Annotated in this window: 17 protein-coding genes; 14 read left to right on the top strand and 3 right to left on the bottom strand. The window is 57.4% G+C overall.

Translation table 11 applies throughout. From position 1 onward, the window contains the following. Position 1 precedes the first annotated feature (1 nt). Positions 2–5,482: a glutamate synthase-related protein gene (locus SIB38_RS17695; protein WP_412550718.1), complete on the bottom strand. Its 5,481-nt coding sequence runs from the start codon at positions 5,480–5,482 to the stop codon at positions 2–4. 429 nt (positions 5,483–5,911) lie between these two features. On the opposite strand from SIB38_RS17695, the gene SIB38_RS17690 reads away from it, so the two are divergent. The 11 genes from SIB38_RS17690 (at position 5,912) to SIB38_RS17640 (ending at position 16,861) form a co-directional block, all read left to right on the top strand. Beyond that, positions 5,912–6,160 (top strand): bacterioferritin-associated ferredoxin, encoded by a 249-nt coding sequence (locus SIB38_RS17690; protein ID WP_294119198.1) that lies wholly within the window; start codon positions 5,912–5,914, stop codon positions 6,158–6,160. 136 nt (positions 6,161–6,296) lie between these two features. Further along, positions 6,297–6,785 carry a bacterioferritin gene (gene bfr, locus SIB38_RS17685; protein WP_294119196.1) on the top strand — a complete coding sequence of 163 codons (489 nt, stop codon included), beginning with the start codon at positions 6,297–6,299 and terminating at the stop codon, positions 6,783–6,785. A gap of 298 nt (positions 6,786–7,083) precedes the next feature. Further along, positions 7,084–8,484 carry a DUF4856 domain-containing protein gene (locus tag SIB38_RS17680; protein WP_294119194.1) on the top strand — a complete coding sequence of 467 codons (1,401 nt, stop codon included), beginning with the start codon at positions 7,084–7,086 and terminating at the stop codon, positions 8,482–8,484. 51 nt (positions 8,485–8,535) lie between these two features. Beyond that, positions 8,536–9,525: a sterol desaturase family protein gene (locus SIB38_RS17675; RefSeq protein WP_412550717.1), complete on the top strand. Its 990-nt coding sequence runs from the start codon at positions 8,536–8,538 to the stop codon at positions 9,523–9,525. A 190-nt stretch (positions 9,526–9,715) separates the two neighbouring features. Beyond that, positions 9,716–10,714 (top strand): ABC transporter substrate-binding protein, encoded by a 999-nt coding sequence (locus tag SIB38_RS17670; RefSeq protein WP_294119190.1) that lies wholly within the window; start codon positions 9,716–9,718, stop codon positions 10,712–10,714. A 52-nt stretch (positions 10,715–10,766) separates the two neighbouring features. Further along, positions 10,767–11,585 carry an ABC transporter permease gene (locus tag SIB38_RS17665; protein ID WP_412550716.1) on the top strand — a complete coding sequence of 273 codons (819 nt, stop codon included), beginning with the start codon at positions 10,767–10,769 and terminating at the stop codon, positions 11,583–11,585. Beyond that, positions 11,582–12,331: an ABC transporter ATP-binding protein gene (locus tag SIB38_RS17660; protein WP_294119186.1), complete on the top strand. Its 750-nt coding sequence runs from the start codon at positions 11,582–11,584 to the stop codon at positions 12,329–12,331. Before SIB38_RS17665 ends, SIB38_RS17660 begins: the two co-directional genes overlap by 4 nt. Then, the gene (locus SIB38_RS17655; RefSeq protein WP_412550715.1) at positions 12,328–13,548 is read left to right on the top strand and encodes an NnrS family protein; all 1,221 of its coding nucleotides are present in this window, start codon (positions 12,328–12,330) and stop codon (positions 13,546–13,548) included. Before SIB38_RS17660 ends, SIB38_RS17655 begins: the two co-directional genes overlap by 4 nt. Before the next feature lie 256 nt (positions 13,549–13,804). Further along, complete coding sequence (locus SIB38_RS17650) at positions 13,805–14,713, top strand: YcaO-like family protein (RefSeq protein WP_294119183.1); 909 nt, start codon at positions 13,805–13,807, stop codon at positions 14,711–14,713. A 15-nt stretch (positions 14,714–14,728) separates the two neighbouring features. Beyond that, entirely contained in the window at positions 14,729–16,114 is a 1,386-nt protein-coding gene (locus SIB38_RS17645) for a peroxidase family protein (RefSeq protein ID WP_412550714.1), read from the top strand. Positions 16,115–16,126: 12 nt separating this feature from the next. Further along, positions 16,127–16,861, top strand: a complete 735-nt coding sequence (locus tag SIB38_RS17640) for a hypothetical protein (protein ID WP_294119180.1) — start codon at positions 16,127–16,129, stop codon at positions 16,859–16,861. Here the strand turns inward: SIB38_RS17640 and SIB38_RS17635 are convergent. After that, a complete protein-coding gene (locus tag SIB38_RS17635) occupies positions 16,811–18,751 on the bottom strand; it encodes a BTAD domain-containing putative transcriptional regulator (protein ID WP_294119179.1) in 1,941 nt (646 codons plus the stop codon). The genes SIB38_RS17640 and SIB38_RS17635 overlap by 51 nt on opposite strands. A gap of 267 nt (positions 18,752–19,018) precedes the next feature. On the opposite strand from SIB38_RS17635, the gene SIB38_RS17630 reads away from it, so the two are divergent. Beyond that, the gene (locus tag SIB38_RS17630; RefSeq protein WP_294119178.1) at positions 19,019–19,285 is read left to right on the top strand and encodes a hypothetical protein; all 267 of its coding nucleotides are present in this window, start codon (positions 19,019–19,021) and stop codon (positions 19,283–19,285) included. A gap of 9 nt (positions 19,286–19,294) precedes the next feature. Here SIB38_RS17630 and SIB38_RS17625 read toward each other — a convergent pair whose 3' ends face one another. Further along, positions 19,295–19,960, bottom strand: coding sequence for a L,D-transpeptidase (locus SIB38_RS17625; protein WP_294119177.1), 666 nt, complete (start codon positions 19,958–19,960; stop codon positions 19,295–19,297). Positions 19,961–20,202: 242 nt separating this feature from the next. Here SIB38_RS17625 and SIB38_RS17620 point away from each other — a divergent pair, with 242 nt between their 5' ends. Further along, positions 20,203–21,255 (top strand): homocysteine S-methyltransferase family protein, encoded by a 1,053-nt coding sequence (locus tag SIB38_RS17620; RefSeq protein WP_294119176.1) that lies wholly within the window; start codon positions 20,203–20,205, stop codon positions 21,253–21,255. Further along, a complete protein-coding gene (gene metH / locus SIB38_RS17615) occupies positions 21,252–23,987 on the top strand; it encodes a methionine synthase (RefSeq protein WP_412550713.1) in 2,736 nt (911 codons plus the stop codon). The genes SIB38_RS17620 and metH overlap by 4 nt, the downstream gene beginning before the upstream one ends. The last annotated feature ends 144 nt before the right edge of the window (positions 23,988–24,131 follow it).

Raw genomic sequence — 24,131 nt, 5'->3', positions numbered from 1 at the left:
ATTACTCCGCTGCGGTGCGGGCGATCACATCTGGGATCGCGTTTTCTGCAAAGAGCGCGTCAAAGCTGGGTACTTCGCCCAGAGCCGCGCGGTTTTTGGCGCTTTGGTGCAGGATCCAGGCATAGGTGCCCGGGCTGTCCATGCTGAGAATGTTGCGTAGGCTGAGCGCGCGCTTGAAGTCACTCAAGCGCTTGTTGGCCACAAGGGCGGCCAAGCCTGCGTCGTCATAGCCTTCGACAGAGGCTTTGGCGTGTTTTGCCAAGGCTGCCATGAGGCCGAAGTCTTCGGTCAGGATCAGGTTGCGGGCGGCCTTGTCGCGGGCGATGCGGTCGGCCCCCTTCACACGCTTGTCGGCAATCGCCTGTGCCTGTTCCAACACTACGTAGCTGCCCAGCAGGCGGAACATCTCATCGGTGTCCATTTCGCCATAAGACGGCACCGCGCCGCTATGGACTGGGCGCCCTTGCTTCCACGCTTTCTTGAGCTCGGCAATCTGATGCGCCGCGAGCGCGGTGGAGAGTTCCTCGATCAGCTCTTTGCGGCTGCGGGCGGCCAGTATGGCGTCGGAGTCCTGATATTGCAACAGGGCTTTGGGCATAACCCAAGCCATGTGCGCACGGGTGTTGTCCCAGTCGCCCAGCAGATCACGGCCTTTGGCAGAGCCGGTTGCCTCTACGTGCCAAGTCAGCATTTGACGCACGGCCTGTTCATGAATGGTGGCATGATCGGAGCCGTCGACCAGTGTGCCTGCCAGCACAGAATCCTGGCTCATCATGTCCTGCAGACGCCCTTCGGGGTCGTACTGATAGGCAAAGCCGCCGGACATGCCGTTGCCAAAGCCTTTGGCAAAGCCACCGATGTTGAGGATCGCGCCGTTGGTCATGTATTCGGCACAGAAATCGCCCACGCCTTCGACCACCGCTGTGGCACCGGAGTTGCGCACGGCAAAGCGGTCGCCCGCTTGGCCTTCGACAAAGGTCCGCCCGCCGGTGGCGCCGAACAAGGCGAAGTTGCCGATCAGCACGTTTTCACGGCCTTTGGCCCCGCCCGGGCTGCGCACTACGATTTCGCCACCAGATGCCCCTTTGCCGACACCGTCGTTACAGGTGCCGGTATGTTCCATCACCATGCCGTCGTTACAGAAGGCACCAAAGCTCTGGCCCGCGGAGCCGTTGGTGATCACACGCACCGAGCGCGGGTCAAGGTAGCGGCGGCCTCGGCTGTCTTCGAATGCAGCCGCTGGCAGATCGGCCAACTCGTGGTTCAGAAGGCGTTCGATATCGACGCCAAGCTGGCCACCAACGGTTTTGTTGCGGTTGTTAAGCGGCGCATTGGGGCGCAGCTCGATTTTGCGTTCGCCGCCCTCGATCAAGCGGGATTTCACCTGCTCCAGAAGCGCGTCATCCACGGCAAAGTCTTTTTCCAGATAGATCGGATCGTCGACTTTTATCTCTGCCACATTGGTCAGCATCGCCCGCAGGTCGAGCTTCCCAACGGAGGCCGGGTGATCCAGAAGGTGCAGCAGATCGGAACGACCGCGCGCTTCTTGCAAGGATTTCAGACCCAGTGACGAAAGGATTTCGCGCACTTCATGTGCGATGTTCAGCAGATACTGCGCCAACGCGCGTGGATCGCCGTCAAATACTTCGGGGTTGGTGGTCAAACCGGCCGGGCATTTCACGTTGCAGTTCTTCGCCATCACGCATTTCAGCATCATCAGCGCGGTGGTGCCAAATTCAAAGCTGTCGCCGCCCAGCAGCGCGCCTTTGACCACATCTGAGCCGGTCTGCATCGCACCAGAACAGCGCAGCAGCACTTTCTGGCGGATGCCGTTGGCGCACAGCGCCTGATGCACTTCGGCAATGCCAATTTCCGCCGCGCGACCAGTGTATTTGAGCGAGGTCACCGCCGCCGCGCCGGTGCCGCCGGTGTTGCCTGCGATGTTGATCACATCAGCACCGGCTTTGGCGACGCCGACAGCAATCGTCCCGATGCCCTCAGAGGACACCAGTTTCACAATCACCCGCACCCGCGCCGCCTTGGCGTCGTGGATGAGCTGCCCAAGGTCTTCGATGGAATAGGTGTCATGGTGCGGAGGCGGCGAGATCAGCTCTACGCCAGGTGTGCCCCCACGGGCGGCCGCGATCTCTACGGTCACCTTGGGCGCGGGCAGCTGCCCCCCTTCGCCGGGTTTTGCACCCTGACCGATTTTGATCTCGATTTCTTCCAGGTTCGGGTCGGCCAAATAGCCTGCCCAGACGCCAAATCGACCGGAGGCAAACTGTTTGATCCGGCTGGCGCGAATCGTGCCGTATCGGGTGATGTGCTCGCCGCCTTCACCGGAGTTGGACATGCCGCCCGCCATATTGGTGCCATGCGCCACAGCCTCGTGGGCTGAGGCCACCAGCGCGCCGTGTGACATTGCACCAGAGGCCAGACGACCAGTGATCTCGCTGGCCGGTTGCACGTCTCCAAGTGGCAGGCGGTCGGGCGCTTGGCGCAGGCGGGATATGTAATCCAGCGCCATGCCTTTGACGGTGACTTTCAACGCGCCTTTGGTGATGTAGTGGCCTTCGACGTCTTTGCCAAAACGATCCACCAGCGTTTCGGCCAGCACATCAAGCCGGCCGATGTCACTGGACTTTGGCCCGGATAGGCGCAGGAGGTATTCGCCTGTACTCAGTTCCTCAACGGCAAGTCCGCGAATGACAAAGTCATTGTTGCCAGCCCGATTGAAGAGCATCATCTCGCGCTTCATGTCGGCAACGGTGTCCAGGAAGGTGATGTCCGCTGGGAAGGCCAGCACATCGCGCAGCGCAGCTGGGCGGCGGTGGCGCTCTTCGGCCATCATAGCGCTGAAGGCGCGGTAGCCGGGGGTGATCTCGAATGTGTTGATCTGCTCGTCAGAGAGCTTCTCAAACGAAGTGTTTACATAGCCTTTGTCATCGACGCCAAAGGCATCATCCATTTGGCGCAGGGTCAGCAGGCGGAATGGATCGGTCTCGCCATCCAGCGCACCGCCGTCGTTGCTTTGGTCAAAGGTGATCTTCTCTTCTGTCAGATCGACAAAGCCACGCACAGCGGTGGTGCCGTAAGAGTGGCCTGCACCTTCGGCACGTTCTTTGAAGAGGCCGAGGATCGGAATGTCCTTGTCGCTTTCCACCGAAAGCGCCCGCTCGTGCCAATCGGCCACGGATTTCGCGACAACGTCAAAGCGCACGCCACCGACAGGGGTTTTCATGTTTGGCAGGTATTTGGCAAAGACCGGATCGTTGGTGTCCAGGAAGTTAGGTTCAAAGAACTCGCCCCCCGAGTAGCTTTCCACGGTGCAAAGCCCAACTTTGCCCATGGTTTTCATCAACGCCTTTTCCGCGGCCTTTTTAAACTTGCCGTAGGCGGCTGGCGCGTCCTCGCCAAAAAGCTCTTCGGCGCGCATGCGCACGGCCATGGGATAAACCGCGGAGGCACCAAAGCCCAAGGCACAGCAGATGTGGTGGGACGAACAAATTTGGCCGCTCTCCACCACCAAGCTGACCTTGAACCGCATGCCTTCTTCGATCAGACGTTGGTTGATTGCGGAGATCGCCAAAGTCATTGGCATGGGCGCAAGTGCGCGGCTGAGGTGGCGATCGGATAGGATTGCGATGCCACCTTTTTTGCGGGCGAAGGCCACGATCTCGTCCGCCACGGCGTCAATTGCATTGGTCAATGAGGCTTCGTTGGCAGCGCCATCGTCGAACTCTGGTGCATAAAGCATGTCAAACTTGGCCCAAGGCGTGTCCGTTTGAGCTTTGATCTTCAGCACATCGGTCATCAAGAGCACTGGGCTGTTGACCACAATCTGACGCGAGCGGCTTTGGCCGAGGTGCGGCTTTTCGCCGAGCGCCACGCGCAGGGTCATGCCATCCGCTTCGCGGATCGAATCCAGCGGTGGGTTGGTCACTTGGGCAAAACGCTGGCTGAAGTATTTGGCCACGCCGCCTTCGTTATCTGAAAGCGCATTGATGGCGTTGCCGTAACCCATGGCCGAAACCTTTTCGACGCCGGTTTGCAACATAGGGTCCATCAGGAACTTGAAGCTTTCCTGGTTGAGCGTGTAGCCGACATATCGCGCGGGCCAGGCGAGATCACCATTGTAGCTCGCCGCCGCATCGGCTGGCAGGCGGTCCGCGACGGGCAGATCATCGATATTGACCTGTGCTTCAGTCAAAAGCGCCGCATAGTCTTTGGCCTGCGCCAGCATCTCCAGCGCTTCGTCGGTTTCGTAGATCCGGCCTTCGGCGTGGTTCAGGTAGATCATGCCGCCCGCTTCAACACGGCCGCGGCGCAGCACGTCTTCGGGTGGGAAGTCGATCTGTCCGGCTTCGGACATCACTGCGAGGTATTCGCCGGTTTCCACAGACCGCATCGGACGCAGGCCCAGACGGTCCAGACGAGCACCAATGATGTTGCCGTCGCCAAATACGAGCGCGGCAGGGCCGTCGTTTTTTTCTTCCGAGAGCGAGAAGTACTCCAGCATGGCCCGCACTTGTGGGCTGACGCGGGCATCGTTTTCCCATGCCGGAGGCATCATCGCGACCACGGCCGTCACCAAATCCAGACCTTCGTCATAGACGCGGGCGTTCAATGTCTGGTCCAAACGACAGCTGTCAGACTGGCCCTTGGGGCGCACAATTGCCTTGTTGCGGGCCAGCGCAATGGCGGCCTCGCTGAGGCGGTTTTTCTTGTCTGTGTTCAGCTCACCGTTGTGGGCCATCAGACGGAACGGCTGCGCCATCGATGGATGCGGATCGGTGTTGGTGGAGAAACGCGTGTGGAAATACAGCGTGTGCACCGCATGGTCCGGATCGGAGAGGTCGGAGAAATACGGGATGATTTCCCAAGAGTTCAGGCGGCCTTTAAAAACCTGCATGCGTGAGGACAGGGAGAGAGGATATAACCCTTCAAGCGCCGGATCGGTGTAGGCTTCTGCCTCAATTGCCAACAAAGCGGTGTGAATGCGGCGATCAAAACTGGTTTGGTCCACGCCATCTGGCGCCACAAAAACCCATTGCGCAATCGGCAACTGCCACTTCACGGCCCGCTCGCCAATGGCGTCATTGTTGACCGGCATATTGCGGATCAGCTTGGTTTGGAAGCCGGCCTCATCCAGTGCGGTTTCAATCAATTGCGCGGCGCGGTCGTGCTGAGACTCATCTGCTGGCAAGAAAAAGTTGCCCACGCCAAACTGGCCAGGCGAGAGGGAAATACCGGTGAGTTTCTCAAAGAAGGACACAGACAGGTCCACGGACACACCAGCGCCGTCGCCGACACCTTCGGAGGACATGCCACCACGGTGCGGTACAGCGCACAACGCTTCATGGCCCCGTTTGAGCACGTCATGGGTTTGACGCCCATCTTTACGTGTCAAAAAACCAACCCCGCAGGAACTTTGTTCGAGGTCAGGGTTATAGAGGCCAAAAGGGGATGGCTTGGTAGTCATTCCGAGCTCCAAAGACAAAAGGGACGGGACCGCAGGCTGCGCGCTGCGGGAATAGTCTGTCTCTGGCAATTGGCTGGAGGTCTACTTAGGGGTGCTTTATCGGACAAATCCGTGAAATTCAAGGCAGGGGGCGGAAGCCCCGTAGTCACATCACCCTGACATTACCATCAGGCATGGAGGGCAAGGAGTGCGCGTGCTGTCGAGGGCACGAACAGATATTTAGATTTGGGGAAGAATTGAGGATTTTTAGCGTTTCCTTGTCATTCCTGCATTGGCACACGAGAATCATGTTGGTCAGTTGGCATACCGGGATGTCCGCGTGATTTCGGGCCAGGTGTGGTGGAGTGTTTGAAATTGACTGAAAATATCAGGTATTGACCCTGATTGTTTTGGTCGGGTAACTACTCACATCTAAAACGGACCTTCTAAATGATCATCTGCAGCTGCCAAACCATCTCTGATCGCGACATTCACCAGGCTATCGACTGGATGCGTGCGGCGGACGAGACGGCGATCATAACGCCGGGCAAGATCTATCATGCTCTTGGCAAGGCGCCGGATTGCGGCGGCTGTATGAAGCTCTTTGTGTCTTCGATGCGGTCAAACGCCAATCTTGAAGTGCCGCCAGAACTGCGTGGTTTGCGTGTGTCCGCCAACCAGAAGCTGGCCGCCGTTTAGACGCAGGCAGCGCGGTTATTCCACTCTTTCAAATACTTTAGGAAACCTGTTTTGTTTTGCCGGCTCAGCGGCGCGACCTAAGCTCTCAGCAGGGCATTTGGCCCTCCTTCAATAAGAGCCAAAAGGGAGTGTAGCTATGAAAGGCGACAAGAAGGTAATTGAGTATTTGAATGTTGCGCTAAAACATGAACTGACAGCGGTCAGCCAGTTTTGGCTGCATTATCGTCTTCAAAATGATTGGGGCGTCACAAAGCTTGCCAAAAAGATGCGTGAAGAGAGCATCGAAGAGATGGAGCATGCGGACAAGCTTATTGATCGGATTATCTTCTTAGAAGGTATGCCAAATCTGCAAAGCTTGAATCCGCTTCGTATCGGCGAAGATGTTCGCGAAACATTGACGTGTGACCTCGAAGTAGAGATGGAAGCTGTGGCTCTGTACGCCGAAGCGCGCAAGTACTGCGCGGATGTGGGCGACTTTGCCTCGATGCATCTCTTTGAGGAGCTGATCTTGGACGAGCAGGGCCATGTGGATTTCCTTGAGACACAAATCGGGCTGCTCGATGACATTGGTGCGGCCAACTACAATCAGTTGAACGCTGACTCAGCTGACGACGTAGACGGGTAACAAAATCGTGTTTGAAGCGCGGTTCTAACTGTGGCCTTTCAGTGTTTGAGCCGCGCTTGGCCATTCGAAAATTGGATAATTGGGCGACACCCCCCTTTAGCACGTCGTTTAACGCCTGCAGTGAGGTGTCGCCGGTTGGCGCGTGCGCTCGTTGTGGAAAAGTCGGCCCAGCACAATTCCGTGTACGCATCCATTTTGACGCGGTCCAACGGCTTGACTCAATTCTAAATTTACCCGATTAGTTCGCTCAGGATTTTACCCGACTTACTTTGTCGGGTTTTTTTTGGAGGGAACGCGAATGTTCAAAACCACTTTGAAACTGACCACTGCACTGGCTTTCTGCGCCGTTGCAGGTGCTGCAACTGCGGAAACCTATGGTCCGTATCCGATCACAGTTAAGGGCTATGAAGGCGACAAGACCAACTCTGTTTCCTATTCTGGTCAGATTGCACGCCACGCGCTGCACGACAGCCTGAAAAAAGCTGCTGGCAAGGGCGACGGCGGTGCCAATGCAGCCGAAGTTGAAGCGATGCTGCTTGCTTTCTTTAACGGTTCTGACGCGGATCTGGACATTCTGGCGCCAGCCTCCAAGGACGGTTACCCTGTGAAACAGGCGACCGTAAACGCGATCTCCAAAGGCAAGAACATCTCCGGCAAATTCTATGACGGCGCAATGCCTGCATGGCCTGGCGATGTGACCGGCAAAGAAGCTGTTCTGCATATGATCAAGCACGCTGCTCAATCCAACGGTGGCTTTGACGCGGAAAACGGCATGGACTGGGGTCAGCTGATCTCCAAGTACACCATGGGCGCCATGATGTATAATCAGGCTGTTGACAACTATCTCGACGAGAAGCTGGAAGCAGACAACAAGCCAAACAACAAGCCATACAAAGATGGCGCGTATTACACAGGCAAAGAGCACTCCTGGGATGAGGCCTTTGGTTACTGGGGTGGCCCTGCGCACACTCTGAGCCTGAGCCCAGAGCAAGCTTACAGCATTGCCAAGCAAAAAGACCTCGCCGCGGCGGATGCCGATGGCGACGGCATGGTTGACCTGAAATCCGAGCACGTGTTTGGCCCGGCCTACTACGCAGCCGGTGCGGACAAAGGTGGCACAAAATCCACCAACTACATGCACACCATCATGCAGGCCTTCATCGACGGCCGTAAGCTGATCACCTCTGCAAACGGCGAAGCGCTGACCGATGCGCAGCGTGCGGAACTGAAAGGCTACGCTGCAACCATCGAGTCCGAGTGGGAAAAAGTGCTGGCGGAAGCGACCTTCAAATATGCCGGTTCTGTCTACAATGACATCTCCAAAATGGGCAGCCTGGAAGGCGAAGAGCTGGCAAAAGCGTACCGCAACTACGCCAAGCACTGGGGTGAGCTGAAAGGCTTCGCAATGGCGCTGCAGACCGGTAAAAACAACCTCGGCAAAACTGCCGTGGAGCTGAACCGTCTGATCGGCTACGGCCCGGTTACTCTGGACAACACCTACGTCACTGGTGTGGACGCGGACGGCAACTTCCTGCGTGACCGTCGCATGACCTGGTCTGACTATCAGCTGAACATGCTGAACGTTCAGCAAGTGCTTGTTGACACCTTCGGCATCGAGTCCCGCGCCAACGACGCGCTGGCCGATCTGGAAGGTCTGGCAGGCAAGCTGAACTCCGAAGCATCTGCTGAAACCGACTAAGGTACAGGCGGGCGGCGTTGACAAAAGCGCCGCCCCCATTCTCTTTGCCCCATGGATCTGACACAGACATTCGCCACGGTTTTCTCCGACTTTGCTGATCCCAAAAAAAGGATCTTTGTCGGCTATCTGGCGCTGTCTCTACTGATCGCTTTCCTCTGGTTGTTGTTTGTCAAACGCCGTTCTCTGCGCGAGACATTTGCGCGGGTGTTTGACCGGAAGGTCTTCTTTTCCAAGTCCGCATTGGCCGACTACCAGATCTTTGTGATCAACCGCGCCTTTACGCTCTTCATTTCACCGCTTTTGATCACACAGGTGGCCATTGCCACTGCGATTTACTTTGCGTTGCACAGGCAGAGCTTTATCAGCTCGGGTGTCTTTTCGGATGCCAACAAGGCGCTGGTTGTTGCGCTGTTCTCCGTCACCCTGTTTGTGATGGATGACCTGACCAAATATCTGCTGCATCGCTGGATGCACAAATGGCCGCCCTTGTGGTCAATCCACAAGGTGCACCATTCCGCAGAAACGCTTACGCCGATCACGGTTTACCGAGTGCATCCGTTTGAAGGTGTGCTCTACGGGTTGCGCAGCGCCTTTGCGCAGGGGTTGGTATTGCCGGTCTTCATTTTTGCTTTCGGCAACACCGTTGATCTCTACACGGTTGTGGGGGTCAATGTGTTGGTGTTTGTGTTCCACGTCACAGGTTCGAACCTGCGCCATTCCCACATCAACATCAGTTATTGGCCCTGGTTGGAACGGGTGTTGATCTCTCCGGCGCAACACCAGTTGCACCACTCCACTGCGGAACGTCATTTTGACAAGAATTTTGGCGCGGCTCTGGCGATCTGGGATTGGCTGTTTGGTTCTCTGCATCTGTCAGAGCAGGAAGAGGAACTGACCTTTGGCTTGCCTCCAGAAGAGGCGAGCGCCACCAATCTTTTGGACATCTATCTGCGCCCGTTCTCTGATACCTGGCGTTATATCAAACGGCGCAGCAAAAAGGTGGCCAAACTGCTGCGAACGCCACAGCGAAAAACGGAATAGTTTTTCGATTTTGCGCACGACTTGACTAATCGCAAGGCTGCATGGCGCTGCGAGAGCTATCTCACTGACAAAGAGTGCAGGTTTGGAAAGGTTGTCCGCCCACACGTCTTTAGCCAGTTGCCGTTGCGACCAGCCATTTCTTTCATTCTCTGAACCCGCCTTCGCTGGCGGGAGACAAAGGACATGAACAATGGCCAATCACACCAACTTCTCACGTCGCCTGTTTTTGAAAGCCACGGCTGCCGGTCTCGCGACACCGGCGATCGGCACGATGGCACAGGCCATGGCGCTGCCAGAGCTGTCGATTTTTGGGCCGCCCGCTGGGCCTTCGATCACCTTGGCCCATGCGGTCGCCTCTGGAAAACTTGCCGAGGTTTCTGCGGCCCCCAGTTTCACCGCATGGCGCAGCCCGGATGAGTTGCGGGCGGGGCTCACCTCCGGCTCTATTCAAATCTCCGTGGTACCGGTTCAGGCCGCAGCGAACCTCTACAATCGGGGCTTTCCAATCCGACTGACCAACGTGATGACCAATGGGCTCTTGTATGTGATCTCAGAAGATGCTGCGATCAAAGGTATCGCTGATCTCAAAGGGCGGCACATCGCCGTGCCATTCCGGGGGGATACACCGGAAATTCTGTTGGCGCAGCTGCTTGAGCATCACAATCTGGCGGCTGAAACGGACCTCAAGATCACCTACACAGGCACGCCAACAGAGGCGATGCAGATGATGATGGCGGGGCGTGTGGATGCGGCGTTAACGTCTGAGCCTGCGGCCACAGCCGCCATTCTCAAAGGCAAAAAAATGGCTGGCAAAACCATCCATCGGGTGATCGACCTGCAAGAGGCCTGGGGGGAGATGACGGGTGCGGCGCCAGTGTTGCCACAGGCAGGCCTTGCGGTCACGCAAAGCTTCCTGGATAGCTCTGCCCAGGCGCTGCCTGCCATTCAGGCGGCCCTGGACTTGTCAGTTGCAGAGGTGCAAAGCGATCCGATGTCTGTCGCCAAAAATGCCACCGATGCTCTGGGATTGCCGGCTCCGGTGCTGGCAAAATCTGTGCCAAGCTCCAACCTGGTGGTGCGCGCTTCGCATGAAGCGCGTGCGGATATTGAGCGTATGCTGAGCGCGATGTCTGGGGCAGAGATGAAGAAGATTGGCGGCAAGTTGCCGGACGACGCCTTCTACATTTAACCAGCCAGGGCAGGGGCGGATTGACGCCTCTGCCATCCCAAAGGACGCTATTGTGACAGTCTGGTCATTCCTCCTTTCCCGTGCCGGACGTGTGTTGGAGTTTCTCTGGTCCGGATGGGCTGGATTGGCGGCGTTGTGCCTGCTTGCCGCCGCTTGGCAGGCGGGCCATGAGGCTTATGGCCCCTTCATCCTGACGGCGCCATTGGACACGCTCAGGGCCATTGGCCTGTTGGCACGGGACGCGGAAGCCTGGGCAATAGGGGGGCTGACGCTTCAGCGGGCGATCACGGGATTTGCTCTTGTCGGCATTTCCGGAACCGCGCTTGGGATTGTCGCAGGATACTCCCCGGCCACGCTTCGGTTGGTGACGCCCCTGATCACCGTGCTCTTGGGCGTGCCGCCCATCGCCTGGATTGTGCTGGCCATGATCTGGTTTGGCGGGTCGGACGCGACCGTGCGCACGGTGATCCTGATTTCCGCCTTGCCGGTTGTGTTCATGGGCGCGGCGCGCGGTATCACAACACGGGATCGCGGATTGGATCGGATGGCGGAAGCCTTTGGCGCAGGCCCTATCCGGCGCTTTCTCACCGTGGGTTTGCGACAAACCACCACCACGCTGTTTCCTGCACTGGCCTTGGCGCTTGGTACGTCGTTCAAAGTGGCGGTGATGGCAGAACTTCTGGCCAATGCGGGCGGCATTGGCGGAGCCTTGGCGGAGGCGCTTATCAACCTCGATATTGCGCAGGCGCTAGCCTGGGTTTTGGTGTCAGTCGGCTTGTTGATAATTGTCGAATACACGCTTGTGCAGCCGGTGAAATCAGAAGTCGACAGCTGGCGCCGAGCTGCTCAGCCCTGGGGGGTAAAGCGATGAGTTTGTTGCGTTTGCAAAACATCGGTCACGCCTATCTGGGGCGGACCAACCTATCTGGGATCACGCTGGATGTTCAGGCGGGAGAAATTGTTGCGCTTGTCGGGCCGTCTGGCAGCGGCAAGTCCACACTGGCCCATATCGCCGCGGGACTTGTTGAGGCAAAGGAGGGCCGGATCACGCGTGGCTATCTTCGTCATGGAATGATCTTTCAGGATCCGGCTTTGCTGCCTTGGGCGACAGCACAGGGAAACATTGATTACGTGTTGCGGTTGACGGGTCTGCCGCGCAAAGAACGTGCGCGCCGGATAGCGCAAGCTGCAGCGCAAGTGGCGCTGGAGGCGGAGGATCTGGATAAGTTTCCCGTAGAGCTTTCAGGTGGCATGCGTCAACGGGTGGCTATTGCGCGGGCATTGGCCATTGAGCCGGACTTTCTGTTTTTTGATGAGCCGTTTACCGCACTGGATGTCGCGTTGCGCCGCCGTATGCAGGACGTGTTGATCGAAACCTGCGCGGGCGGTCAGAGGGCGGGGTTATTTATCACCCATGACTTGCAAGAGGCCGCACGGATTTCGCATCGAATTGCCGTTTTGGATGCGCGTGGTGATGGCATTCTCGGGGAACGTTTGTTGCCCGATACGCCGGGACATCGGGGAGATGCGCAGGTTTTTGCATGGGTGCAGGATGCGCTTAGGTCTGATCCCATTTTCCGCCATATCCATGATGTGGACGAAAGGCAGATCGCATGAGTTGTGGACCTACGGCGCATCGTCGGACCTTGACGTCTGGTCTTTGGGCGACGTTGTCTGAAGAGGGCTTTCGGCTCTTCTTTCCCGTCGCGGCGCTTTATGCTGCGTTTTATCCGCTGCTTTGGATCCTCGCGTTTGGCTTGGGAGTTCCTTTGGCAGAGACCGTTCCGCCGTCCTTGTGGCATGCACATGAGATGATTGTCGGAGCCTTTGGTGCCGCGCTCATTGGGTTTATCACTACCGCCGCCCCGGAATGGACAGACACTGAGCCACCGCGCGGCGCGTGGCTGTGGCGCTTGTTGGCGCTATGGAGCGTTGGTCGGGGAGTGGGGTTTCTGGGCTGGGAAGATATTGGCCTGATTGGTGCTTTGGCCGATGCGCTCTGGATGGTTGGCTTGGTTGGCTGGCTTGTTCACCTGTCCTTGCAAAGAAGAACAGATCAACTTCTCCCGTTTGTGTTTTGGCTGGCCCTGCTGGCAATTTGCACGGCGGTCGGACGTTTCGGTTTCCATGTCGACAGCTTTGAGCTTGCCAGCAAAGGCATTTACCTCGCGGGTTTTGCGTTTCTGGGTCTGCTTGGCCTTGCGCTTTCGCGTATCACCGTGCCTGTCACCAATCTTGTTCTGGATCCTTCCGAGGAAACCTCTCCTTTCCGCCCTCATCCCGGCCGTCTTCATCTGGCACCAGGATTGGTGTTTGTGGCGATGATGGGGGAAGCGGCCGGTCTCAGCGACGCTGTTTCGGGGTTTCTTTGGTGTGCAGCAGGGGCGGCGTTTATGGATCGTGTGGCAGAAGGATTCATTGGCCGGGAGGCTCTGCGGGCGGAAATCTTGATGCTGGCCGGAAGCAGCGCGTTGGCCGGCGGGGGATTGATCCTGTTTGGTGCGGCGCGTCTTGGTGCCTTCTGGTCCGAGGTGTCTGGTCTGCATGTGGCTTTTATGGGCGGTCTGGGGGTGGGCACCTACGCCGTGTTTGCCATTGCGGGGCTACTACACACGGATCAACCTTTGGGCTTGTCGATCAGAACCCGTTTTGGTGCCAATTGCCTTGTTGCTGCGGTCGCCCTTCGAGTTGCGCCCGATTTTGGCGTGGATTTGCCTGGCCCCATGTACGCCGTCGCCTCTCTCTTGTGGACGGCAGGTTTTCTTTTGTGGTTGGTCGCGTATTGGCCTGCGATCTCCGGACGCGGCAACCTTGGCGATGATGTGTCGGCTTAAGGGTTTGAGACCGTTTTAGGGGTCCTTGCGGTTTCCGGCCTTTGGCAAGTTGATCGAAACGCGCGATTTGCTGTTGGGCCAGTAACGAGTTTCAGTCCGTTACTTACGCGGGAGTACAGGCCCATTTCGGTGAGGGTGCTCGGGGCAGGTGGCGACAGGCCGGGTCACAGGAAAATCACACAGGTATTCTAGTGATGTCCGGAGAGCTGAACCAGCACGCTATCTAACACGTGCAACGACAAAGGATAAGCAAAGCATGGGAGCAGCTGAGGGCAGCGCAGAACAACCTAAACCCAATGCGAAAGAAGCCAACCAACTGATTTCGGCGTGGACTCGTCAGGACTGGCGCGAAGTTCTAACGTCGCCGAACCTGTGTGTCTTGCAAGCGCTTGTGAACGGAGCAGCGACCGCCAGCGGGGCCGGTGACACGCGTGAAGACGCGTTGGAATGCTGTCTGGGTGAAACTGCCGAAATTCAAGCGCATATTGCCCTGCGAGAAACCGGTCAGCCGCCAATTTTGACGGGACAATCTGGCGTTGCTGCACATCCAGACCCGATTGTTGCGCAGCGCCTTGCAATTTTTGAGGCCCATGAACGTGCCGCTGTGTGGGCATGGTGGCTTGGGCAAATGGGCGCGCGGCCTGTTTCTTCTGATTGGTTGTCTCGGATGGGGATCTGGGAATGGCTTAAAAAACTGCGCCTAGGCGCTGTTCAGCGCCGTCAGACGGGGGTCTGGTTGCTTGACTGTCCCGGTGTTGTTTTCGTTGCGGTCAGCCGTGCGCAGGGCGGAACAGGCCAGGACCCAATTCTGGGATTTGGTGCCGACACAGACCCTGAGCGCGCTGTGCGCAAAGCGTTGCGTGAGACACTGTTGATGGAGCTGAATCTGGGAGAGGTGCTGGCTTCTCGCAGCGGACACAGCGACCAAGACACCCGCGCAATTGAAGACAAAATAGCGGCCTATACCCACCGTTGTCCTGCGCTTTTGGGCGCTGAGGCTGAAATCGAGCCTGCTTCAGCGCAGGCGATCACGATTGAGGCGCTGTCGAAAGGGGTGACGCTGCGTGACATTACGCCGGCCGGTCAACTGCGGCGCGTTTGGTGTTGCACAGTGCAAGGTATCGAAAATGCCGGCCTTCAGGGGCAGGATTCGCCATTTATGTAACCGGGGGGATTTTCAATGAGCCATAATCCAACAGCAGAAGAAGTGATCTCGGCCTTTCATATTGAAACGGGGCACCACAAAAATCAGAACTGGGTCAGCGGGTCTGGATGCCCTGCGGGGCATGTAGAAGGCGATGGCGCAGGCATATCATCGGAACAGCCAGCCATTGATTTTGCGTCTGAGAGTTGGCGTGAGGCCTGTGTGGCGTCCAAGAAACATATCCCGGCCGGGTATACCTATCTGGGCCAGTTGATAGGCCACGATATGGGGCACAGTGTTCCGATCACTCAAGTGCCCTATGCGGTGCGTGAGGAGGATGAATCGTGTCCGCCCAAGCGTCACAATGCCATCGAAAACCCGTTGACACTGGAAACACTCTACGGGGCCGGCCCGCGGGTTCTTCCGCATTTGTATGATCAAGAAACGCAGTTGTTTCGGATCAACCGGATGAGTGTCATCACGCTGGCCCACCGAGGCGATGACGCGAGCGTTCGGGCCATTGCCGACGCGCGCAACCGCGATGTCCACCTTTTGCACCGAATAACGGCGATCATGATGCGGTACCACAATCGTGTCGCGGAGCAGTTTTATCAGGTGTTGCCCGGGGACGAGAAAAGCCGGCGCCACATGGCGTTTTCCATGGCGCGCAATCATGTGTTGCGCAGCTGGCATCGCATTATACGCAAGGACTTTTTGCCTTGGTTTCTGGCTCCCGCAGTGGCGGCGATGCCAGAAGAGGAGCTACGCGGTTACAAAGTGATTGATGCGGTCACCACGCAGCACGGATTGATGCGCGCTTTTCACGCCTTGCCGCGTAAAGCTTACAAATTCCCCGAGTTGCGTGATCTGGGCGGACTTGTTCTGCGGTCGCCGAGGAACAACGAGCACAAACTCAGCAGTTGGCCGTTGGATTGGTCGCTGTTGTTTGATCAAGCGCGGAACGGGACAAAAACTGGCATCTCAGCCAGCTTCTCGCCGCTCTTCCGGCCACGCGGTGGGGTGACCATCGATCAACTTGATGCCGCGACTGCCCGTGACCTGGGGCCACAAAGTCTGGACGGTCCGGATATTCAAGCGGTTTTGGCACAGATGCCATCGGATTGGTCCGACCGCTTGGCACCCACCAAGCTTGCTCAGGACTTTACCCGGCAGGTGGCGGCGCCGATGGGGTTTGAACTGACGGAAGCTGAGGTTGCGCGTTGTCACATCCATCTGATCTTGATGATCGAGGCCCAGCTATACGGCAAAAACGGCGGCTTTGGGCCGCTTGGTAGCCTATTGCTGCGCTGCAAGATCGAAGACGCCATTTCCAGAGTGCGCATGGTCGATCCCAGTGCTGTTGCACCGGATCTGCCTCAGCCCAGCAGTTTCATGCAGATCATTAATATCGTGAATACGTAAGGAGGAAGTAAAATGGACAAGTATATTATTGTGGGTCGCAAGGTTGATGGCGGCGGGACAAAGTATTTGCATCACGACGGTGAGGTATCCACCGACCCGGAAAATGATGGTCAGCTTGGCACGGCGTTGAACGTGGAGTTTATTGGTAAGAAAGTGGTGGAGCTGTCACGCGGAGGTCCGTTGGATGAGGACAGCGCGGAGTACAAGGAAGCGGCCGAACTGCTCAAGCAGGCGATGGCGGTTGTGCCGATGGATCAGACACACGACCTCAATGACCCTAAGATTGCCCAGATCCATGAAAACTTCGAGCTTAAGCTGCAATGGGATGAGCGTACGTCGGACGCGGAAAACGGCGATGTGAACACCCGCACTCTGGTGGTTCCGGTGCGCGACACGCTGGCGGAGCGCGAGGCGTTTTTTAGCACCCAGGCCAATCAACCAGGGTATGAGCCGCCGCTGACCTATACGCTCGATCATTTGATGGTAAAGCACTTTTACGATGGTTTGCTGGATCGCGCGCTGACCGATGTGCAAGCGGCTGGCACGGTGCTTTCGGATGAGGCAAAAATCGCCATCAAAGCGCAGCTGAACACGCTTTGGGCGGACTCAACAGCGCTTGATAATGATCTTGGCGCTGAGGATGACGAAGAAGATCCAACCCGCAAATCCATGGCGCGCATTCTGGCGTCGCCGGTGTCAGCCTTCCATCGCGCGGTGGGTATCTACATCACCAACATGTGCGACTAGGGCATCAGACGATAATGGCTGCGCCGCAAGACCATAGAGCGTGCGGCGCAGGTCTTCCCCCACCGCGTCGCTGCGCAATGGGAAGCAGGCGACAAACCAGTCGATCACATCGTGCAGTTGCGGGGTGTCCGTGCCGTGCCAAAGCGCGCTGATTTCTTGGTAATATTGCTCTAAGCGTTGTCTGGCGGCCTTGGTTTCCCCCAGTTTTGCCAGTGCAGCGCTGTGCCAGCCACCGGTGGTCGACATCAGTCCATCGCCGCCTGCGCAATGGTTTGCGGCGGTGGCGTAATCGCCGAGCAGATAATGCGCAGCCGCCAGATAGATTTCGTGAAACGGTTGCAGCGTTTCAGGCAGCCGTTCCAACTCGATTAGCATGGCGCGGGCGCGCGGCTCATTGCTGCAAAACGCAAAGCCCAAAACACCTGATGCCAACGTCTGGGTATTTTGCGCATTTAATTGCAGGGACTGCTCAAAATGGAATTCGGCCAGGTCGAATTCGCCCTTATGGCAATAGCACCAGGCCAGAACCCGGTGAGCGCGCGTGTCCATCGCGTCTGCTGCGACCGCGTCCAGCGCATGTGTCAGCGCTTTGTCCCGGAGGCTTGGATCCTGATGGGTGCCGGGGCGCAGGATATGGCGGATGTTGTAGATCCCTGCCAGTTCTGCGTGGGCAGGGCCAAACTCCGGTTGTTCCTGGGTGATGCCGCGCAGAAGTGCCACTGCGTGCGCTTCGTCGTCATGGGTCCAGGTGCCCTTGAGAGCCAGGGATTGGAGCCAGCGGTCGTATAGGTCGGCGCGCTCGTCTTTGCCCTGCCGGTCCGCCACAACCACCCGCAGTGCGTTGCCGATGTTCAACATGAGCATTCGGACCTTGCCAACCCAGTCGCTGTGAGGATCTTCGATCATTTCGGACCAGATCAGCTCTCGATTGCGGGGATGCACAATTTCGACCAGAAAACGATACTGTCCGTCCAGCTTGAAAAGGCGTGGCCGGATAGCGAGGAAATCGTTGTCCTCTGGCTCGGTGGCAATGACCTGCCATTCGCGAAATCGGCCGAGCCGGCTGCGAAGGTCTGTGACAAGGACCGCTTGGAAGCTGGCATCGCGATCATCAAGCAGACCGTTGTCGGGGTCTTCGACCACCATCGTCACGCGACTGGGACGCCCCGACTTTGCCGCAGCTTTGTTTGGCGCGCCTTCGGGGTTCAGCTTGATCGCCGCCAGAAGTTCAATTGTGCTGGTTTCGGGATCTTGATCGTAGGCTTCATCAAGTGCCTGATACAGCTGGTTGTAAACTTCTATGGCCTTGTTTGGCGCGCCTGCTTCCCAATACTGAAGCATCAGAAATCGGGCGGCTTCCTCATGACAGGCATTCAACTCCAGAAGAAACTGCGCCGCATCTTGAGACAGTGCTGCTTCGGGCTGTGACATCACCTTTTCCAGCGTCGCGCTCAGTTTTGATACGGTGATGTTGCGGGTGATCGCCAGCCAGCTGTCAAAATTGTCCGAAATCCCGAGCAGCTGTTCAAAGGCATCCAGCAGGTCCAATCCGGCGCGGCGCGCTGTTTGGAATTGGTCCGGGTCCGACAGACCTTGCTCCACCTCGTCAAACAGGCTCCAGTCCCTCGGGTGGTCTAACACGAGTAACCCTTTGCGGGCGACCAGCGGAAAAGCAATTCGCGTTTCTGACATAATACGCAAATGCCGAACCGTTTGGCGCAGCGAGGCGCGTGCCTTGGCCAGCTGTGCATCCTGCCAAAGCAAGTCAATGATCAGTTCGCTGCGTCGCTCCTTACCTGGTTCCATCGCCAGGTAAACCGCCAACGCCCGCGCTTTTCTCAACTTCGTCTCAGAGAGGAATTGAACAAACGTTTCCGGTACAGTTTTCATGTGGTTATTATGCTGAGGGACGCGAACCTGTGCAATGAGTCATTGTTAACGAATTGCGGTGCTGACTATACAAAAGGTTGTGGCTTTTGATTTGAACAGAGACTGGGCAGTGTTGGGCTTGGACGTGGGCGATCGTGTCAGGTTTTGGCAGGCCGCAGGGAGTGTTGTCGATGATTGGAAATCCGAGCTGAGCGGCGTCACGATGTTTTGAATGGCAGCCTGTCTTGGCTTGAGACACAAACAAAAATGCAGATTTTGGAGATGATTATGACAAAGACTATTTGCGGTGTGGCCGGTTTCGCATTTTTTCTGGCGGGCTGTAGTGACTTAGGGGGCACAAATTCGGAAGGCCACCTGACCAATCTCTCTGACAATCTGGTTGCCATTGCAGCACCGTATCAGGATCTCACCACAGTGCGGATCAACCCTGAAGACGGGTGTTATGAGTACCGGCATGTGGGGCCGGTCGAAACGACGTACCTGCCGTTGCGGGCGAAGGCGGGGAACCCGCTGTGCTCCCGGCCACCGGAATAGGCGCGCTGTTTAAGTTGTGGACGTCACCGCGTCCTCAGGGGGGTGTAGGACCGCAGTCGACCCCGTAGCAACATGCTCATAAAGGTCGTTGATGTGCGGCATGACCATCCGCACACATCCTGAACTTGCCCGTCCGCCGATGGAGCTTGGCGAGGGAGAACCGTGGATGCGCAGGTAGGTGTCGCGGTTTCCGACGTATAGGTAGAAGGCTCTGGACCCGAGTGGGTTGGAGGGGCCGCCATTCATTCCGTTCTCGTGCTGTTTGTAGACGGCCGGCTCGCGTTTGATCATTTGCGCAGTCGGGGTCCAAGTGGGCCATTTGGTTTTGCGGCGGATTGTGTAGGTGCCGGGTTCGTAGAGATTGCCTTTGGCAATGGCGACGCCGTAGCGCATCGCGGTGCCATCGTTTTGAATGTGGTACAGATACCGCGCCACCGCATCGACATGGATGTCCCCCGGCGTCAGGCCGTCGTTGGCTTTCACGCGTTGCGGTAGAAATCTGGCATGTAGGCCCCAGGGGTTGGAGGTGGCTGGATCATAGTTGGCAGGAGTGACCTGCCGGTCCCAGCTGTTCCACCGTGATCGGTCTGAAATGGGTGCTGCACTGACAGGTGCGGCGATGGGTGCCGAGAACAATGCGGCGGACGTGATTAGGAAATGTCGGCGGGTGAGCATGTCAATGTCCCTCAAGAAAACAGACCCTGAATGTAGGAAGAAATCTGTCCCTGCAAAAGTCAAATTGTCGTGTGAAGCGCTGCAGAGCGGTGACGGAAGCTGGGGGGCGTAAAGATTGCCAGACACGGTATCCCTCTTTGATTATGAAGAGTGTTCATAATCATCCTTTGGGATCATCATTTTTCTCTCATGTTTAAGCTAGGCTATAAGCCCGACCAACATAGATGATCGGAACCTGCGGTATGCTCAATTTTTCCCTGCCAGAAACCCCAGCCCACGCAACGCTGCGTGCGCTCGCGAAAGACCGGATATTGGTTCTGGATGGCGCAATGGGCACGATGATTCAGAAGCTGAACATGTCGGAGGAAGACTTCACCGCCAAAGGGCACATCCATGGTCCAGGCTGCCGTCATCACTATGATCCAGACCAGCCGCAACAAGGGAACAATGATCTGTTGGCGTTGACCCAGCCAAAAGCGGTTGAGGATATCCAGTTTGAGTTTGCCATGGCGGGCGCAGACATTCTCGAGACCAACACATTTTCCTCCACGACAATCGCGCAGGCTGATTACGGGCTGGAAGATGCGGTGCATGATCTGAACGTCGCTGGTGCCCAGGTGGCGCGCCGGGCCGCGGATCGGGCGCAGGCAGAAGACGGACGGCCACGGTTTGTGGCCGGGGCAGTGGGGCCAACCAACCGCACGGCGTCGATCAGTCCGGATGTGAACGATCCGGGCTTTCGTGCGGTAAGCTTTGACGACCTGCGCATCGCCTATGGACAGCAGATTGATGGGTTGATCGAGGGCGGTTCGGATTTGATCCTGATCGAGACGATCTTTGACACGCTCAACGCCAAGGCGGCCATTTTTGCGGCGTTTGAAAGTTTTGCGCGCGCCGGGAAGCGTTTGCCAATTATGATTTCGGGCACAATCACGGATGCCTCCGGTCGGACGCTGTCGGGGCAAACACCGACGGCGTTCTGGCATTCCGTAGCCCACGCGCGACCCTTCTCCGTGGGCCTGAACTGTGCACTTGGGGCAGAAGCGATGCGCCCCCATATGGCCGAGATTGCTGGTGTCGCGACATCGATGACCTGTGCCTATCCCAACGCGGGTTTGCCGAATGCCTTTGGCCAATACGACGAAACGCCGGATGAAACGGCAGCTCAGGTTGCAGGGTTTGCCCGTGAGGGGATCGTCAATCTGGTCGGGGGGTGCTGTGGCACAACCCCAGATCACATCCGCGCCATCGCCGATGCCGTTGCCCCTTTTGCTCCTCGTGAGGTGACCAAATGACCGCTCCTTATCTCCGCCTCTCAGGTCTTGAGCCCTTTGTATTGACCCCAGATATTCCTTTTGTGAACGTCGGCGAGCGTACCAACGTGACCGGCTCCGCCCGGTTCCGGAAGTTGATCGTGAACCGCGACTATGCCGCTGCGCTGGATGTGGCGCGCGATCAGGTTGAGAATGGCGCGCAGATCATCGACATCAACATGGATGAAGGCCTGATCGACAGCAAACAGGCGATGATCGAGTTCTTGAACCTGGTGGCCTCAGAACCGGACATTGCCCGCGTGCCGATTATGATCGACAGCTCCAAATGGGAGGTGATTGAGGCCGGGCTGCAATGTGTGCAGGGCAAGTCTGTTGTGAACTCCATCAGCCTCAAGGAAGGCGAAGAGGCGTTCCGGCATCACGCGGGCCTTTGTCTGGCCTATGGCGCTGCGGTGGTGGTGATGGCCTTTGACGAGACCGGCCAGGCGGACACCTTTGAGCGCAAAACGGAAATCTGTGCGCGGGCTTACCGTATTCTTGTTGAGGAGATGGGCTTCCCGCCTGAGGACATTATCTTTGACCCCAATGTGTTTGCTGTGGCGACCGGGATTGAGGAACACGACAACTACGGCGTCGATTTTATTGAAGCGACACGGTGGATCCGGGAAAACCTGCCGCATTGCCATGTTTCCGGTGGCGTTTCCAATCTCTCGTTCAGTTTCCGTGGCAACGAGCCGGTGCGGGAGGCCATGCATGCGGTGTTTCTCTATCATGCGATCAAGGTTGGCATGGATATGGGGATCGTCAACGCGGGCCAGTTGGCGGTTTATGACCAGATTGATCCAGAACTGCGCGAAGCCTGTGAAGATGTGGTGCTGAACCGACTGCCCAAAGACGGTGGCAACGCGACCGAAAACCTGCTCGATATTGCCGAGCGTTACCGCGGACAGGGCGGAGCGAAGGGCAAAGAGAAGGACATGAGCTGGCGTGAATGGACAGTTGAGAAGCGTTTGGAACATGCGCTGGTCAATGGCATCACCGAGTTTATCGAGGAGGATACCGAGGAAGCGCGCCTTGCGGCAGAGCGGCCTTTGCATGTGATTGAAGGGCCTCTTATGGCCGGCATGAACGTGGTGGGCGATCTGTTTGGCGCGGGAAAGATGTTCTTGCCGCAGGTGGTCAAATCCGCGCGTGTGATGAAACAGGCGGTGGCGGTTCTGCTACCGTATATGGAAGAAGAAAAACGCCAGAACGGAGGCGAAGGGCGTCAGTCTGCCGGCAAGGTCCTTATGGCCACGGTTAAGGGCGATGTGCACGATATTGGCAAGAACATCGTCGGGGTTGTTCTGGCCTGCAACAACTACGAGATTGTTGATCTTGGCGTGATGGTGCCGCCACAGAAAATTCTGGAAGTGGCGCGGGATGAGAACGTCGATATCATTGGGCTGTCCGGGCTTATCACGCCGTCACTGGATGAGATGGTTCACCTTGCGACAGAGCTTGAGCGGGAAGAGTTTGATGTTCCATTGCTCATTGGCGGCGCGACCACTTCTCGTGTGCATACGGCGGTGAAAATCGCGCCGCGTTACAACAAAGGGCAGGCGGTGTATGTGACCGACGCCAGCCGTGCCGTTGGCGTGGTTGGGGCGCTGCTAAGCTCAACGCAAAAGCCGGATTATGTTGCGGCCTTGCAGGCGGAATATGCCGATGTGGCAGAAAAGCACGAGCGCAGTGAGCGGGCCAAGAACCGCCTGCCTCTGGCCAAAGCGCGAGGCAACGCGCTGAAGCTGGATTGGGACACCTATACGCCGGTTGCGCCAAGCTTCACGGGGACGCGGGTTGTCGAGGATTGGGACCTTGCGGAGATTGCCCGGTACATTGACTGGACGCCGTTCTTTCAGACCTGGGAGCTGCGCGGCGTTTATCCCAAAATTCTGGATGATGAAAAACAAGGGGAAGCAGCGCGGGCGTTGTTTGCGGACGCTCAGGCGATGCTTGAGAAGATCATCTCGGAGCGCTGGTTCACACCGCGCGCTGTGGTTGGTTTCTGGCATGCAAATGCGGTGGGCGATGACATCCGGCTGTATGCGGATGAGGGCCGCGGCGAGATGTTGAGCACGCTGCACACCCTGCGCCAGCAGACAAGTAAGCGCGGAGATCGACCAAATGTGGCGCTTTCTGATTTTGTCGTGCCTGAAGGTAAGGGGGCGGATCATGTTGGCGGTTTTGTGGTGACCGCGGGGCCGGAAGAGATTGAGATTGCCGAGCGGCTCGACAAGACCAACGACAATTATGGTGCCATCCTGGTGAAAGCGCTGGCAGACCGCATTGCCGAGGCCATGGCCGAGATGTTGCACGAGCGCGTGCGGCGGGAGTTCTGGGGGTATGCTTCAGAGGAGCAGTTTGATCCGCAGGCTTTAATTGGTGAGCCATACAAAGGCATCCGTCCTGCGCCGGGGTATCCGGCGCAACCGGACCACACCGAAAAGCGGACGTTGTTCTCACTGCTTGACGCAGAAACGGCCACCGGCGTTACCTTGACGGAGAGCATGGCGATGTGGCCGGGGTCATCTGTTGTCGGGCTCTATATTGGCCACCCGGAAAGTTATTACTTTGGCGTTGGCAAAGTGGAGCGCGATCAGGTTGCGGACTACGCGGCGCGCAAGGGTATGACACTTGCAGAGGCAGAACGCTGGTTGGCGCCGGTGCTCAACTACATTCCTACGGATGGCGCCCAAAACGCGGCGGCTTGAGGTTTACAGGCCGATGTAAGTTCAGCCTGCCATGAGGGCAGGCTTTTGGTTCGGGGAAAATAAGAATGGCCACTGCTTCTTGCGTGCGGTGGCCTTTTGTTTGTCGTGGGGCTTTGGAGGACGGTTCCGGTACATGGTTACAAA

The sequence above is a fragment of the Shimia sp. MIT910701 genome (genome assembly GCF_047126315.1).
Classification (GTDB): Bacteria; Pseudomonadota; Alphaproteobacteria; order Rhodobacterales; family Rhodobacteraceae; genus Shimia.
The sequence above is the reverse complement of the archived record's forward strand: the minus strand, read 5'-3'. Positions and strand labels throughout refer to the sequence as shown.